Genomic DNA, 16,214 nt, shown 5'->3' with positions numbered 1-16,214 from the left:
AAAACTTAACGTTTTCCAATCACATGTATTACTTCATTCGTGTAGATATGCAGACCATGCGTGTCAGCAGAGGCAATGTTAACCATAGCTCTCGCCACAGTTACACCAGGTATGGCACGATATTTAGCCGCTTTGCCAACCATCACAAACTCCAGTGCTTTCATCAATCTAGCCGCGACGCGTTCTCCCAGTCTGAATTCCTCACGATGACCCAGCAGCAAGGATGGCCGAAACAAATGCAGCCCTTGAAAACCGATTTTGCTTAACGCTTCCTCTGCTCTCCCCTTAGTCCGACTGTAGAAATTGCGCGATTTGGCATCTGCCCCCATGGATGAAACAACCAAGAACTGTTTAACACCGTGATCTCTCGCAATAGCAGCAGCTGCAAGCGGATAATCCAGATCGACACGTTCGAACTGCTCTTGTGAACCTGCCTTCTTGATCGTAGTCCCGAGGCAACAGAAGATGGAATGAACGCCTTCGAACGAATCGCTATACTCCGCCAGGCTCTCCCAATCCACAACGATTTGCTTAAGCTTAGGATGTTCTAAAGCTAATGGAGTCCGTACAAGCACTCTCACCTCACCCCAACCTTCACGATTCAGCAATTCCTCCGTAACCGCTTTCCCTACTAATCCAGTAGCCCCTAATACCAACGCAATCCTTAACATGGAATAGTCCCCTTTACTTCTATTCGTCCTTTAGAATACGACGGCCCAGCAGGAAGGCAAGAGCGATCATAAGCGTTCCCACTACCAACTGCATACCGTATACTTGGGTCCATTGCGGCCAGTGGGCAATTTTTTCATACAGCTGTCCCCCAATAAGCGGACCAAAAAAGGATGATAAACCCGTAAGCGCCGCATAGGTCGCCATATACATAGGCCGTTCTTTTTTCGGCGTGTCTCCAATAATAAAATTAAAGGCCAGCTGGTTGAAACCGCCTACACCTACACCAAAAACAATATGAGCGGCAAACAACACCAACAGCATCGGCAACACAGACAAGAGTCCCCACATCAACGAGGACAAGGCAATAATCGGCAACGTAAAGAACAACAGACGTTTATTGCTATATTTTGCATTTAGATTACCCCAAACGTAGAAACTAGCCATCATAAAAAGAGTCTGGGACACATTAAGCAGTGATAACGTTTCATAATTTATATGAAGTAACTGCAACATGACATACGAGTATAGCGGAACAGTTAAATTCTGCAGCAGCAACCAGGCGGCCAGAAACAAAGTAGACTTCATAAATAAAGTATCTTTAAGCGGTTTCTTAAACATCGGTAAAAATTTATGTTCTTCCGATTTCTCGAAAGGCACGTCGGGATAAAAAAAGAATACAACGACGTTAGAGATCGCGAAGATCCACACAACAATATAAAGAATCAGAAAGCCATGGCTCCCGGGATAACGATCCAAAACGATACCCCCACCATACATCACCAGACTACCGAGTGCATTCAGGAACGTATTACGAATCCCAAAATAACGTCCACGCACACGTGCCGGAACAAGATCGCTGATCACAGAGCTCCACAGCACACCACCCGCCGTATTGGCAATAAAAGCAGTAGTATATAAGGCTATAAAAGCCATGACCCAATACTCTTTAGGAAAAATAAACGGAATTAGCCCCGTAGAACTCCAAAGTATCCTATGCAGGCCGATAAAAGTAACCATAGCCCATTTGCGGCTTGGCAGCTTCTGAATCAAAAAAGCTACCCCGATCTGCATCACGTTAACCAAAGTGGTAAGCGCTAGCACAAATCCAATTTGACTTGAAGTGGCTCCTAAATATAGCAGGAATCCTGTTAGAAACTGCCCTTGCAGCAGGACCTGGAAAATGGTCGATGGCACACCTTCCCAGGTAGCAATGCGCAAATTCCTGCGATGTACTGAGGTTTTACGGACACGCTTTGAACTAGTAACTGTGTGCTTAGTTTCCATGTTGTTCATAGAAAGGGGTAACACTCCTTTGATGCGGCATTTGCTTCATTCTACTCCGCATCAATCTACTGTCAATACGCCAAATTAACAAATAATATTGGAGCTTACTCTTCTATGAATTCGAGGGGTAAATAAAGCGAAAAACGACTCCCTTTACCCTCCTCACTTTCTAAAGTAATGAACCCTCCGAGCAGTCTGGCCAAATCATTACTAATAGAAAGTCCTAATCCTGTTCCGCCATATTTTCGACTAATTGTTCTATCCGCCTGTTGGAAGGCTTCAAAGATCATGGCATGCTTCTCTGGTGCAATACCTATCCCACTATCTTCTACCTCAAATACAATCCAATGCTTCACAATAGCTCTTTCCCCACGTTCCTCTTGACGAATACGGAGTGCGACATGGCCAGACTTTGTAAATTTAAAAGCATTAGAGAGCAAATTACGCAGGATCTGCTGAATCCGCTGTGGATCGGAATGAATCATTTGCGGGATGTTTTCTTCCATAGCAATAGTAAATTCTAATTCCTTTTGTTTAGCCGTGACAGCGAATTGCATAGCCAGGATCTCTGGGATCTCAATAACACTTAAATCTTCATTTATAATATCCAATCGACCTGCTTCCACTTTGGACAGATCTAATATATCGCCAATTATCATCAATAATTCTTCACCAGAACGGCGGATAATGGCTGCATACTCACTCATTTCTGCTTCCGTAAGAGAATTATCATTGTCTTCAATTAATTGCGATAAATTAATGATGCTATTCAGTGGTGTTCGAAGCTCATGAGACATATTGGCCAGAAATTCGGATTTAAATTGCGAAGCCATCATTAACTGATCGGCACGTTCTTCAAGCGCTATCTTATTCTTATGCAGCTCCTCCGTCTGGGCGGACAGTTGTTCATTAGCACGCTGAATCTGCACATTCCGTAAGAGTCCTAATTGAAAGTCACGAATAATTAAGGAGAATAGAACACTTAGAATCAACCCCGCAGGGAAAGTAATCGGCATAATCTCTCTTATGTACTCTGGGGCGGGAATCACACCAAACACCATAATGTTGATTGCATTCATTACATTTACGACTAGAATCACGATCAAACCTTTGTTCACTATGCATAAGCTAGATCGTCTGACCCAGTAGCTAAGCGCAGCACAAATAAATCCTAGAATGGACAAATTAATTGTACCAGCCATTGCTGCCTCATTTACTCCAAAAGTTAACCGTGTAAGACCTGTTCCTATACCAATCAAAACAAGAATGAAAGGATGCGGATAAGCCAGCGTTGAAATAATAAGTGGCACAAAACGTAAATCAAAAATCACATGCTCATCCAGCCTATATCCAAAAAGAGTACTAATCCACCCGGCAAAGATGGCTAGTAATACCCAGCTTACTTTCTTTATTCTTACACTTGCATTTGAAATGGTGCTTTTATATATAAGATTAGCCAAATAGGCTACAGCTATTAGCATCGCGGTGTTTCCAAAAAATATTTTAAGATAACCCATAGATTCACTCCCACCTTGGCAAAATAAATTACAACTTTCATCTCATAATACTACCATACTAAAGCCCTATTCGATAACTAACCGCCCACGGACGCAGAAGAAGAGCGCAAATCAGATGCGATTTGCGCTCTTCTTCTGGAATTTTATTATAGACGTCATTAGTAACGAATTAATCGCGGTAGGAACGTCCCCAAGTTTGGTACTCTTTTTCCGCGTCTTCTTTCGTGTGTCCATAACGTTCTTGTAGTTTACCTACTAATTTATCCTTTTCACCATCAATTACGTCAAGATCATCATCTGTAAGCTTGCCCCATTGCTTCTTGGCCTCGCCTTTGAGCTGTTTCCATTTCCCTTTAAATACATTGTTGTCCATTATTAGCTCATCTCCTTAGCTGAATTAATTAGGGTAGGATCGTTATCCCGTGTTACCTTTACTTACCCTTCCCCATTCGCTATGAATCTTTCCGCCATTCATGGCATTAGCAAATTAAGTCGTATTCTGTCACATATATTTTTTAATTTATGTATTCAAATCTTTTAAAATTTGATATAATCCAGATATAAATTAAATATTTAATTTTTTAAGTGATTTATTTCACAAATGTTTTCCTATTCCATATGCTAGAATGCCATCGGAGATAAAACAACATCATTAAATTTTTTTCTAATCTATGCCGATATAAGTCATGATACTGTTACAAACGGGTAATGAGGTATGAGATTAAAGTGACAAATATCATTTATAAAGTGATTTTTATCACTTCGCTCGACTATTAAAATGTTTTACATTTTAATATATATATTTTAAACTATATTTTTGGAGGTCATTTGAAATGAAAAAAGCTTCTGTTATCTTGTCGAGCGCACTTATCCTTGGATTGCTCGCAGGTTGTGGTAACAACACAGACAACGCCGCAGCCCCTACTAACGCACCAGCTGAAACAACTGCTCCTGCAACAAATTCCGGTAACGCTGGAACTGAAGCTGGACAGTACAAAGACGGAGTTTACTACGGTACTGCTGACGTTGATGCTAAAACTGGCTGGCAATATTTCGCACTCTTAACTGTAGAAGGTGGAAAGATCACTAAAGCTGACTGGGATGCCTTTAACGTTAACACTGCAGGCGACCTGAAGAAAAAGGTTTCTGAAGATGGTAAATATGGCATGAAAGCTGGTGGTGCTTCTTCTGAATGGCACGAGCAAGCAGCTAAAGCTGAAGAATTCCTGATCGAAAAACAAGATCCAGCAGCTATAACTTTTGATGCTGAGGGGAAAACTGATGCCATCTCTGGTGTATCCGTACACGTATCTGACTTTGTAAAAGCTGCTCAAGCTGCTCTTGCTGCTGGTCCAGTAGAAGCTGGTCAATATAAAGACGGAGGCTACCATGCTGAAGGCGAAATGGACGCTGAATCCGGTTGGAAATCCACTGTTGACCTGACTGTTGCTAACGGTAATGTTGTAGCTGTTAAATTCAGTGGTTTGAATGCTGCTGGCGATGACAAGAAGCAATTCTCCGTTGATGGTAAATATGGTATGAAAGCTGGCGGCGCTTCTGCTGAATGGCATGAAGAAATCGCTTTGGCTGAAAAATACTTCCTTGAAAACAAAGGTACTGCTCCAACGCTTGATGCTGAAGGCAAAACTGATGCAATTTCCGGCGTGAGTATTCATGTTGGTGAATATTTTACACTTGCAGAAAAAGCACTCGAAGGCGCGAAATAATTTCGCAGGACCTTCTGCAGCTAATCAGACGAATGAGGTGAATTTCTCTTGAAGAAAATAGTCATTTTGGGCGGCGGCTACGGCGGCGTACTCACGGCTAAGAAACTGGCAAAGAAATTTAAGAAAAACAAAGATGTTGAAATTACACTGATCGACCGGAATCCATATCACACTCTATTGACTGAGCTGCATGAGGTTGCCGCGAACCGTGCTCCAGAGGATTCAATCAAGATCGATCTTAAGAAAATTTTTGCGGGCCTTAAAGTAGATGTTGTTCTTGATGAGATCAGCAATATCGATTTCAAAAGCAGAAAACTTAAGTCCGATAAAGCTACCTACGCTTACGATTACCTTGTAATCGGCACAGGTAGCAAACCAACCTTCTTCGGCATTCCAGGCGCAGAAGAAAACACCTTCTCCTTCTGGTCTTACGATGATGCGGTAGCATTGAAACGCCAAATCCGCGATATGTATACCAAAGCGGCTATGGAGAAAAATCCAGCTGTACGCCGTGCTATGCTGACCTTCGTTATTATCGGTGCCGGCTTTACTGGTGTCGAGCTGGTTGGTGAAATGGCTGAACAACGCGAGGAATTATGCAAGGAGTTCTTTATCGACCCATCCGAAGTAAGACTGATTGTGGCTGATATGGCTCCGAAGATTCTGCCTATCCTTCCAGATAAGCTGATTCAAAAAGCTGAAGCTCGCCTTCGTAAGCTGAACGTGGAAATCGTTACTGGCGCTAAAATCACCGAAGTAGGCAATGGTAGTGTTGCCCTTGGTGAGAAAAACGTCGTCGATTCCCAAACAATTGTTTGGACTGCTGGTGTTGAAGGCTCCGAAATCGTTGGTGGACTTGAAGTTCAACAACAAGGCCGCAAACGGATTGTTACGAATGAGAACCTGGAAAGTGTAGATCATAAGAACGTCTACGTAGTAGGGGACAACATTTTCTACATTCCTGAAGGTGAAACTCGTCCTGTACCACAAATGGTTGAGAACGCTGAACAAGCCGCTCCGATTGTTGCTGGCAACATTGCCGCCGACATTCAGAACACTGCTAAAAAAGCTTACAAACCAGGTTTCCACGGTACAATGGTCTCCATTGGTAGCCGCTACGGTGTAGCAAACGTTGGTCTGCCAGGTAAGTTCTTTATGCTTACTGGATTCATGGCAATGCTATCTAAACACTTTATTAATATGTTCTACCTTTCTCAGGTTGTCGGATTCAATAAAGTATGGACATATATGATGCATGAATTCTTCCATGTTGAGAACCGCAAGAGCTTCTTAGGTGGTCACTTCTCCAAACGTTCACCTAATTTCTGGCTCGTTCCACTTCGTGTTCTACTTGGGGGTATGTGGTTATACGAAGGTATTGAGAAGATCCAAAAGATTTGGAAAGATCCAGATAAGATTTTCTTGATTCCAGCTGCTCCTTTTGCAACGGATGCTTCATCAGCAGCCAGTGTTGCAGTAGATGCAGTTAAAGACACCGTAGATGCACAATCTGCAGCTTCAGCAGTATCCACTGCAAAAGAAGCAGTTGAAGCGTTGCCTGTACCTAACTTCGTATACAACATTACAAACTGGTTCATGGATTTGATGTTCTACAACAACGACGGAAGTTATACTTTCCTCGCGAAATGGTTCCAAATCGGTATGGTATGTGCAGAAATCGTCTTCGGTATTATGCTCATCGTTGGTCTCTTCACAGCACTTGCTTCTATAGCGACCGTAGGCATGTCGGTCATGATTTGGTCAACCAAAATGGCCTCGACAGAAATGTTATGGTACGTTGCTGCTGGTATTGCCTGCATCGGCGGATCGGGAAGCACACTTGGTCTAGACTACTATGTACTTCCTTGGCTTAAGAAACAGTGGAAGAGAATTCCGCTCGTCAGACGATGGTATCTATACACCGACTGATAATAAAACCCTGAATTTGTGTAATTTATCATATAGAACATATGTGCAAATTGTATTTTATTAGGGTTAAATATGGATATACTTCAGAGTAATGTGTCCCTAGGACACATTACTCTCCTTATTTACAAGAAGAAAATAACCTTCCTAATCCTAGGAAATGGTGGTTTTTTCTTGAATGAATGGTTTTGTAGGGATGATCGGGGTATGGTTTCTTCCGGCAAAACCGACAAGAAGGAGAGAATCTTGTGAACAAACAACTCATAGAAGATACCCTCCGGTTGTTGCATACTGAAATGTCACCTATTGCCGGAATTGAGCTTCAGCCCTCTCCGGCTGCATGTGAACAGCTAATCTCGGTACTGGAACGCCATGATCTGGAATACAGCCGCAAAGTCAATTTGCTGGGTATTTACACTATTCTCACTTTGGCAGCAGAGCGCCATATGGAATGTATCCCACATCATCCCGACCTTACACGCAACATTTTGGATGGAGATTATTTGTATAGCTTTTACCTGCAGTTTGCGGTGAAATGCCGTGAGCTCGACTTAGTTGCTTATCTAGCTCCTTCGATCAAAAAAATGCAGATTAGACGGTCAAATGGAGACTTCGCGGAACATGATCCAGCTACTGGAATCGAAGAGTTCTTGATTCAAGAGTGCAGACAGCGTAGTCGCACAAGCAAAGCCATTTGACAGGTGGGATCCATAAATGAAGCTGCATGAGGCCTTAAATATAGACATAAATGAAATCAACCGCGAAATCGTAAACCTTGTGACGCGTGATAAAGATGTACCTAAGAAATCTCAGCTCGCGCAAAGTGTTCTAGAGCTTATAAATTCCGGTGGTAAACGCCTTCGTCCCCTCATGGTCATTGTTGGCAGTCGGTTTGGCCGTAAGGATACCGGTCGCAGAGCGCTTCAATTAGCTGCTGCTGCTGAATTTATTCATGCCGCCTCATTAATTCATGATGATATCATTGACCGTTCTGAGTTACGGCGGGGCGTACCCGCCTTACATATTAAGACGGGTACATTGTCAGCAGTACATGTTGGTAATTACATGTCCGCTCGGGTCATCGAGCTGCTGAGCAAATATACAGGAGATAAAAACAGATACGTTCATGACTTATCCTCTGTAGCCACCGCTCAGCTGTGTCTGGGTGAATATCAGCAAATGGAACATGCTTTTGATTATGAAATTACAATGGATCAGTATTTGGAGAAATCCTTAAACAAAACCGCTCTTCTTATGGCAACCTGCTTACGGGTTGGTGCACTGTCCACTGAAAGCACCGAAGAAGTTGCCAATCTCCTTTATAATTTTGGAGAAGCCTTAGGGATGTCCTTTCAGATACAAGATGACTTGCTAGATTTCACACAGTCCGCCGATGTCCTAGGCAAACCTGCCGGTAGCGACCTGCGACATGGTCAAGTCACCCTGCCAGTGCTGTACGCCTTGCAGGACCCTAAGCTCTCGCCTGTGATCCGTGCAATCGGCCCGGATTCTTCCGACGCTGAAGTAGCACATGTGCTCACCCTAATTAACAATAGCGATGCCCTCGCTCGCGCTGAACGGGTCAGCCAGAACTATCTGGATAAAGCTGCAGCTATTGTGCAGCAGCTCTCCTCCTACCCGGCGCATGCTGATCTGGAAACGTTGCTGCAATATTTTGCGGACCGTGATCGCTAAAGCGTACGTTCTAATACAAATAAAAACGGATACCTCCCATTCACTTGGGGGTATCCGTTTTTTTGATTTAGACACATCATTTTATTGATCTTGTCGCAATTCAACTGCTATTTTTCCGCTTCAACAGGACAAGCTAAACACGCAAACGCAGCGTAGCGCACATGAGCTAATTCAGTCATTCTACTCCATCGGATATAATTAGGGAAAACCTCCCTAAAATTAGCTAATAATCGTTCGAAAACCATGATATTAGGGAATTCCTCCCTAATAAAGTCCACTTTAGCATGCTTTTAGGAGTAACCAGCTGTATTTCAGGGACAAATTCCCTAAAACAAAGTCAAAGGATAAAAAACTCAATAAGATTAGGGAGGTTTTCCCTAATCTTTGCATTCAACTCGTAGCTTCCCCCTTGCAGAGCGGGGAACCGAGTCAACACAAAAAAGGAAAGCTAGCGTAGCCAGCTTTCCAATTCCCTTGCCTACCCAAAAGGGGTAGGCTATTGTCTTTTGTTGTTAGTTTGAGGGCAATGTGCCAAATGCTCAGCCGGCTCACCAAAGCCAGCTCCCTAACTAACATAGAAAAAATCAATCAACGTACACAATAATATCACTATGCTGATTACCTGATTTAGATTATAAGAAGCCACCTTCATCAGCTTACGATTCGAAGGTTTTATAATCTTATGCTCGGTCATCAGGAGCAATGTAGCGATACCAATCCCAACTAAATACATCCATCCGAGATCCTGCCATACGTATAGAAATAATAGCAGCATAATCATAATGAAGTGTAGACCTTTGGCGATACGCAGCGCATTCTCTAATCCAAAGAAGCTCGGAATAGACCATAACCCATGCCGCCGGTCAAATTCAATGTCCTGAGTGCCGTAGATAATATCAAATCCGGCAATCCAGAGCATAACTACCGTCCCGATCACAAACGGGGTAAATGCGATATTTCCGGTTACGGCAAACCATGCACCAATCGGTGCGGAAGCAATAACAAAGCCTAAATATAAATGGCTGAGAAAGGTAAAACGTTTTGTATAAGAATAAGTCGATATTAACACGATTGCTACCGGCGATAAGAGCAGGCAGAGCAAGTTCAGCATGCCTGAAGCCACAATAAAGATGGCATAATTGACAATAACAAAGACAACCACTTCTTTTTCTGCCAATAACCGTTGTGGCAAATGCCGATGTGCCGTACGAGGATTCTGTTCATCAAACGTACGGTCTGCCAGCCGATTGAATGCATTAGCGCCATTACGGGCACCGATCAATGCAATCAGACCCCAGATCATCACATGCCCTGATGGCCAGCCCCCAGCAGCCCACACCATCGAGATAATGGCAAACGGCAGCGAAAAAAGCGTATGAGAGAACATCACCAGTTCACTGAACATTTTAAGCTTTAGGCCTGCAGTTTTAAAAATGTTTAGAATAGCCATTCGTTTTCCTCTTTCTTCGCTACTTGAAATTCATTATATTAGTCATTAAGCTCCGCAAAGACTTCATTCAGGTTGTTAAGCAGCCCGTCGATATCCTCTTCCGTAATAATCATCGGCGGTTGAAAGGCTAGTACGTTGCGTCCTATGCCATTTTTGCCGATCAGGTATCCTCTGTCTTTCATCGCTTCCAGTACTTGATCTGTAAGCGCCGCAGAGCCTTCTGCATCCTCACCAGCAAGCTCCGCTCCCAACATAAGCCCAATTCCCCGTACATCCACAATAAGCGAAGGATAACGGTCTTGAAGGGTCTTTAGCCCTGCTTTCAATCGTTCTCCGAGCAGCACTGAGCGTTCAGGAAGCCGTTCATCGCGAATATAATCAAGCACAGCCAGCGCCGTTGCAGCAGATACCGGATTGCCTCCAAAGGTTGAAGCCGACGGACGGTTCAGCGCGAGTGCAATCTCATCTGTTGTCGCAAAGGCTGCCACCGGAATTCCATTCCCCAGTGCCTTGGCCATACTAATAATATCGGGCACTACGTCAAAATGCTCCATAGCAAATATTTTGCCTGTACGACCAAATCCAGTTTGAATTTCATCAGCGATCAGAAGTACGCCATATCTCTCCAGCAACATTTTGACCTCACTGAAGTAGGTTGCCGTTGGCATAATCATACCACCATTGCCTTGGATTGGCTCTACGATCATTGCGGCGATAGTATTCCCCTTCTCCTCAAGCACTCGCTCCAGAGATTCCAAGGATAGTGCAGCGGCTTCCTCCAGAGATAGTTCTGGATGATATGGGCGAGGAATAAACTCAACGTCATGATCCAAGTATTTATCGGTACGCCACATCGGCAGACCTGTCACACTCATAGTTAGATTGGTACGGCCGTGTAAACCACTCTCCAGTGCAATGAACCCTTTGCGTCCTGTATACATCCGAGCGAGCAGCAGTGCGCCTTCATTTGCCTCTGAGCCGCTGTTCACGAAAAAGGTTCGGCGTAGACCGCCTGGCATAACCTCTTCCAGACGTTCAGCCAAATCCACATTTGGCTGAGTTAAATAGATCGTAGACGTATGCTGCAGCTGCTGCAGTTGCTCAATCGTACGTCCAGTTATGGCTGGATTGCAGTGCCCACAGGCAACTACAGATACACCTGCGAAAAAATCTGTATATTGTTTGCCATGTTCATCATACACAAACTGCATCGAACCTCGCACAAGCTGAGGCGCATCGCGGTAAAAATGCTGTGTACACGGATAGAAATATTGCTTACGCTTTGCCGCTACGGCTTCTCTTCCGATGAATTCTTGTTGTTCCATGATTGATTCCCTCTCTTCTTGTGAAAATAGTAACTTATTCATAGAGTACTGTGCATTCTTCTTACTAGCAGACGGTATTTTACCCCAAAAAATAGAATTAGTTAAATTGCAGCGAACCTAGAGTATAACCCGCATAAATGGGCTCAAGACCACCTAGCATATCATCTTTCACTTCAGTACGATTCATAGCTTGTTGATAAGAAATTATAATTTCACGCAACTGCTGAGCGCTATATGTCGCTCCTTCAATACGGAAACTAGATATGCCTAGATCAATCATCTCACCAAGCAACGGTAAATAGCAGAGCTCTTTCGCGAACAAAAGATGGCAACGGCCGTGCTGATCACGATATACCGGATTTTCACCTTTGTCTGTTTTTAGAACCAATACATTATTGTGCACATATTGATTATCCTCTTCAGCGATAGGCTCCATTACTTCAGTATTCTCATAAAGGTCATGTTCCATATACATTAGTGCAGGTGTACCATGTACAACAACTTCCAAAGGCGTGTCACAACGCGAGGCAAAGGTAGCAAAGTGCTCCAGCGTCATTTCCGGTGAAACCGAAAGCTGAGTTAAACCTAATTTTGCATATAATTGGGCTGAAAGATGATTGTAGACATTTAAACTACCATCTCCAATTAACGGATAACCTGTAGAGCTGTATCTGCGAATCGCTCCCAAATTAGTAACGATTAGACCGTCGATCGGCAAGCGTTCTCCACCAAGCAATTGATCATATTGATCAAAATGCAGCTCGGTCATCATGCGTGGCAACCCTAAATAGATTTTGCTATCGCCTTTTAGCTCACCAAGTTCCTTAATATCACGTTTTGTAAAAGGTCTGTCCGGTTCAAATACATCCCCCGGCAAGTATAAACTATCCACACCCAGCTCCAATACTACGCGCGCCTGTTCCATATTATTCACACGTACAGCCAGCTTCGCTTTTGTTGCCTTAGGTTTCTTTTCTTGCGCCAAACGTTCCCGTAATTCCTCTACACGTTTTTCAGATAGCTCACGTTCTGCGGTTGGGGTGCTAAATACTTTTCCAGTGCTATAGAATTTGCCCGTGCCTTCATAACGACGGTTAATGTTAGCTAACCCTGGTTTACCAAAAGCATAAGCTGTCGAAAAGTCGCGCTTGCGGTTGTTGTACAGCTCTTTAGTATCAACCGTACGATCAAAGCCAATCGGATCATCAATATATCGGTCAATGGCTTCGCCGTAGCTATTCGCCAGCATCACCATAAAATCCTTATCACGCATACGGCCTTCTATTTTGAAGGAAGTAATGCCTGATTCAATCAATTCCGGAAGATGCTCATACATAAACATATCTTTGACAGCCAGTGGATATTCGGCAGGATATACATATCCGTCTTTTTTAACCCGATAATCCCAGCGGCAAGGCTTCATACATTTTCCCCGGTTGCTGCTCATGCCAAAAACATGGGAACTGAAGTAACAATTTGCACCATGCACAGAGCACATATCCCCGTGAATAAAATATTCCAGCTCCATACCACTCCGCTGACCAAGCAGCTTAGCTGTCTGCAGGTCCATTTCCCGCGAGGTAACTACACGAGTTACACCCAGATCACGCAACGCATAGATCATCTCCAGGTTGTGAACATTCATCATTACGGATGAGTGAATAGGAAGGTTAAGCTCCATCTCCCGAATAAGCTCCAACACTGCCATATCCTGAACAATCAAAGCATCTGGCCGAGCACCATCAAGGAAACGCAAGTATTCTCTAGCTTCCTCCACATCTTCCTCACTAAAAAGATTATTCACAGTGATATACACTTTTTTGTCTAGACGGTGTGCGATATCAAGTGCCTCTACGATCTCTTCATGAGTAAGATTATAACCTTTACGCATCATTCTCATATTCAATACAGGTCCACCAAAATAAACTGCATCACACCGTGATTGGATCACTTCCTTGAAAATCTCAAACGTTCCTGCGGGTGCGAGTAATTCGACTTCTCTACCGTTAAAATAACGTGCCATTCAAGTTCCCTCCCAAGTTGATACTACTAATAGGGAATGAGTATTATAACAAAGCTACTGCAATTCCCATGACCACAAACATCCCAATAAAAACAGTATCGAATTTGCCCCACCTTAGGCGGTGATACCGACTGCGGGGAGCATCCATGCGAAAACCGCGGGCCTCCATGGAATACACCAGATCCTGAGCACGCCTAAAAGCACTGGCGATAATCGGGACCAGCAGGGAGACTAACATCCGTCCCTTTTCCTTCAAAGGCAGCTCTTTCAGATCGGCTCCCCTTGAGGCCTGCGCTTTCATTATGATCTGCGATTCATCTAGAATCGTAGGAATGAAACGAAGTGAAATGCTGATCATCAGCGTGATACGGTCAGGGGATAAGCCAAGCTTTTTGAAGGGTGTCAAGATCCCCTCCAACCCTTGATTCAGCTTCCCCGGCGTTGTTGTGAAGGTCAGAAGCGCTGTAAAGGTGATAAGAAAGAACATGCGGATGACCGAAAATGCCCCTAATCTTAGCCCTCCCTCATAGATAGACCAGGAACCAAGAGTCAGCACTACCTCCCCTGTCTTTACAGACACCACCTGCACAATAAAGATAAACAACATTAAATAACGTAAAGGCTTAGCTGCTTTCAGGAAGTATTTAAGCGGAATCCGCGTTGAAGCCATAACGGCTATCGAAAAAATAGCCAGCACAGCCATGGCCATCCACGAACGTGAGAGCAGGATAACAGCTACGTATAATAGCATGCCAGTGATTTTGGCACGAGCATCCAGTTTGTGCACCCACGAACCGGTCTCAATACTCCTACCTAAGATCAGTTTCTCATTCATGGTCATCCCTCTTTCCATCGGGCTTACCAGTGCTTATTGATTCCGCTGGCAGCGAAGCTATAAGCTCTGCCAGACTCTCAGCCGTCAAGCGGGGGGCTTCATCCACAAGACCTAAATGATCAGCAACTGCACGCCAGTAACGAAGGGACTGTGGAACCGTCAAACCACACTGTTCCAGAATTGAAGGATCATCTGCAAGCGCCTTTACACTGCCCTGAAACGCCGTGCTGCCCTCTTTAAGTACAACCCAGCTGTCCGCATAGGGCAATAACTCATCCATCCGATGCGTGACGATAATGATCGTTCTGCCCTGCTCACGACATAATCTCTCCAGCAAGCTGATTAGCTCTGCACGGCTAATGGGATCAAGCGTTGCCGTGGGCTCATCCAGAACGATGACCTCAGGGTCCATAGCTAGCACGGAAGCGATAGCCGCCTTACGCATTTGTCCACCGCTCAATTGGAAAGGATTCCGCTCTAGCAGTGCGAGATCCAGCCCCATATCTGACATGGCCTGACGTGCACGTGACTTTGCCTCTTCGAGACTCATGCCGAAATTAAGGGGACCGAAAATGAGATCCTTCTCGACCGTATCTTCGAACATCTGCTGCTCCGGAAATTGAAATACCAATCCAACTCGGCGGCGCAGTGGCATTAGCTTAGGTGACTTCTCACCAGCCTGAATAGTTACATCAAGCACTTTTACCGTACCCTCGGTTGGTTTCAGTATCCCGTTAAACAATTGCAGCAGCGTCGATTTACCTGAGCCCGTCGCCCCCGCAATACCAACCATCGAGCCAATGGGTACACTGAGGTTAATGTCCCGGAGCGCCGTCAGCTTCCAGAGGCTTCGGTCAGCGTAGGTGTAACTTACTTGCTGTAATTCTATGGCCATAACGTGTCTATAAGCTCCTTTTCACTGGTCGGAACATCCACATGAATACCCTGGTTCTGCAGCTCGCGTGCAAGGCGCCAAGGATAAGGTTCACGCAGATGGCATTTTTCCAGAAGCTCCTCGTTCCGGAACAACTCCGCCGGTGTAAGATCTGCAGCCAAACCACCTCCATGCAGTGCAAGCACCCGATCCGATGCCAAAATCTCATCTGCATCATGCGTAATCATGAGGATCGTGTACTTCCCTTCTGCCCGCATATCCTGCAGAATACCGAGAAGGTCATTTCTGCTTCCTTCATCCAACATAGAAGAGGCCTCGTCAAAAATGACGATGCCTGGTTCCATAGCAAGAATGGAAGCGATAGCAACACGCTGCTTTTGACCTCCCGACAGCTCACCCGGATGCTTGGACAACAGATGATTTATTCCTAGTCTCGTCGTATAGGAGTGCAAACGTTCAGCCATCTCTTCGTACGGCAAACAAAGCCCTTCCAGGCCGAATAGGATATCTTCCTCTACAGTGGCTCCAATAAACTGATTATCCGGATTTTGGAACACCATTCCGATACATTGCCGAATGCTTCCGATCGTTTCCTCACTAAGCAGCATGCCACTAACCACAATCTCACCAGCCCCCTTAGGCAGCAGAGCATTGAGCAGCTTGACCAACGTAGACTTCCCGCAGCCATTAGGACCAACCAAGCTGACCCATTGTCCTTGAGAGATAGATAACGTTATATTGTGAAGAATCGGATGCTCGGGATCATAGCCAAACGATACCCCATCCAGAGAGATGACTGCTTGTCCCTCTCCCTCTAAGTCTTGACCTTCGTATGATTCATTCATGTTAGTCATCCTTCCGCTGA

General features: G+C 44.5%; 14 protein-coding genes. 4 read left to right on the top strand and 10 right to left on the bottom strand.

The window, feature by feature from the left end; genetic code table 11:
• Positions 1-5: 5 nt before the first annotated feature.
• From NSQ55_RS02575 to NSQ55_RS02560, 4 genes are all read right to left on the bottom strand, one after another.
• The gene (locus NSQ55_RS02575) at positions 6-671 is read right to left on the bottom strand and encodes an oxidoreductase (protein ID WP_076124502.1); all 666 of its coding nucleotides are present in this window, start codon (positions 669-671) and stop codon (positions 6-8) included.
• Positions 672-690: 19 nt separating this feature from the next.
• Positions 691-1,956: an MFS transporter gene (locus NSQ55_RS02570; RefSeq protein ID WP_036682545.1), complete on the bottom strand. Its 1,266-nt coding sequence runs from the start codon at positions 1,954-1,956 to the stop codon at positions 691-693.
• Positions 1,957-2,060: 104 nt separating this feature from the next.
• A complete protein-coding gene (locus NSQ55_RS02565; RefSeq protein WP_076124504.1) occupies positions 2,061-3,473 on the bottom strand; it encodes an ATP-binding protein in 1,413 nt (470 codons plus the stop codon).
• A gap of 169 nt (positions 3,474-3,642) precedes the next feature.
• On the bottom strand, positions 3,643-3,846 hold the full coding sequence (locus NSQ55_RS02560) for a CsbD family protein (RefSeq protein WP_036682530.1): 204 nt from the start codon (positions 3,844-3,846) through the stop codon (positions 3,643-3,645).
• Between the two features lie 460 nt (positions 3,847-4,306).
• On the opposite strand from NSQ55_RS02560, the gene NSQ55_RS02555 reads away from it, so the two are divergent.
• The 4 genes from NSQ55_RS02555 (at position 4,307) to NSQ55_RS02540 (ending at position 8,821) form a co-directional block, all read left to right on the top strand.
• The gene (locus tag NSQ55_RS02555; protein ID WP_076124505.1) at positions 4,307-5,200 is read left to right on the top strand and encodes an FMN-binding protein; all 894 of its coding nucleotides are present in this window, start codon (positions 4,307-4,309) and stop codon (positions 5,198-5,200) included.
• 48 nt (positions 5,201-5,248) lie between these two features.
• The gene (locus NSQ55_RS02550) at positions 5,249-7,129 is read left to right on the top strand and encodes an FAD-dependent oxidoreductase (RefSeq protein WP_076124507.1); all 1,881 of its coding nucleotides are present in this window, start codon (positions 5,249-5,251) and stop codon (positions 7,127-7,129) included.
• A 245-nt stretch (positions 7,130-7,374) separates the two neighbouring features.
• A complete protein-coding gene (locus tag NSQ55_RS02545; protein WP_076124508.1) occupies positions 7,375-7,824 on the top strand; it encodes a hypothetical protein in 450 nt (149 codons plus the stop codon).
• 16 nt (positions 7,825-7,840) lie between these two features.
• The gene (locus NSQ55_RS02540; RefSeq protein ID WP_076124510.1) at positions 7,841-8,821 is read left to right on the top strand and encodes a polyprenyl synthetase family protein; all 981 of its coding nucleotides are present in this window, start codon (positions 7,841-7,843) and stop codon (positions 8,819-8,821) included.
• Between the two features lie 565 nt (positions 8,822-9,386).
• Here NSQ55_RS02540 and NSQ55_RS02535 read toward each other — a convergent pair.
• The 6 genes from NSQ55_RS02535 to NSQ55_RS02510 form a co-directional block, all read right to left on the bottom strand.
• Positions 9,387-10,271, bottom strand: coding sequence for a UbiA-like polyprenyltransferase (locus NSQ55_RS02535; RefSeq protein ID WP_036681005.1), 885 nt, complete (start codon positions 10,269-10,271; stop codon positions 9,387-9,389).
• A gap of 38 nt (positions 10,272-10,309) precedes the next feature.
• Positions 10,310-11,596 carry an aspartate aminotransferase family protein gene (locus NSQ55_RS02530; RefSeq protein WP_339170993.1) on the bottom strand — a complete coding sequence of 429 codons (1,287 nt, stop codon included), beginning with the start codon at positions 11,594-11,596 and terminating at the stop codon, positions 10,310-10,312.
• A 97-nt stretch (positions 11,597-11,693) separates the two neighbouring features.
• Entirely contained in the window at positions 11,694-13,619 is a 1,926-nt protein-coding gene (locus tag NSQ55_RS02525) for a U32 family peptidase (RefSeq protein ID WP_339170991.1), read from the bottom strand.
• Positions 13,620-13,662: 43 nt separating this feature from the next.
• Positions 13,663-14,454, bottom strand: a complete 792-nt coding sequence (locus NSQ55_RS02520) for an energy-coupling factor transporter transmembrane component T (RefSeq protein ID WP_036681014.1) — start codon at positions 14,452-14,454, stop codon at positions 13,663-13,665.
• Positions 14,447-15,349 (bottom strand): energy-coupling factor transporter ATPase, encoded by a 903-nt coding sequence (locus NSQ55_RS02515; RefSeq protein WP_076124517.1) that lies wholly within the window; start codon positions 15,347-15,349, stop codon positions 14,447-14,449. The genes NSQ55_RS02520 and NSQ55_RS02515 overlap by 8 nt, the downstream gene beginning before the upstream one ends.
• Positions 15,340-16,194, bottom strand: coding sequence for an ATP-binding cassette domain-containing protein (locus NSQ55_RS02510; protein ID WP_339170989.1), 855 nt, complete (start codon positions 16,192-16,194; stop codon positions 15,340-15,342). Before NSQ55_RS02510 ends, NSQ55_RS02515 begins: the two co-directional genes overlap by 10 nt.
• Between the last annotated feature and the right edge of the window lie 20 nt (positions 16,195-16,214).

Origin of the sequence: Paenibacillus sp. FSL H7-0943 (genome assembly GCF_037963265.1) — a bacterium.
Taxonomy (GTDB): Bacteria; Bacillota; Bacilli; order Paenibacillales; family Paenibacillaceae; genus Paenibacillus_AQ; species Paenibacillus_AQ odorifer.
The sequence above is the reverse complement of the archived record's forward strand: the minus strand, read 5'-3'. Positions and strand labels throughout refer to the sequence as shown.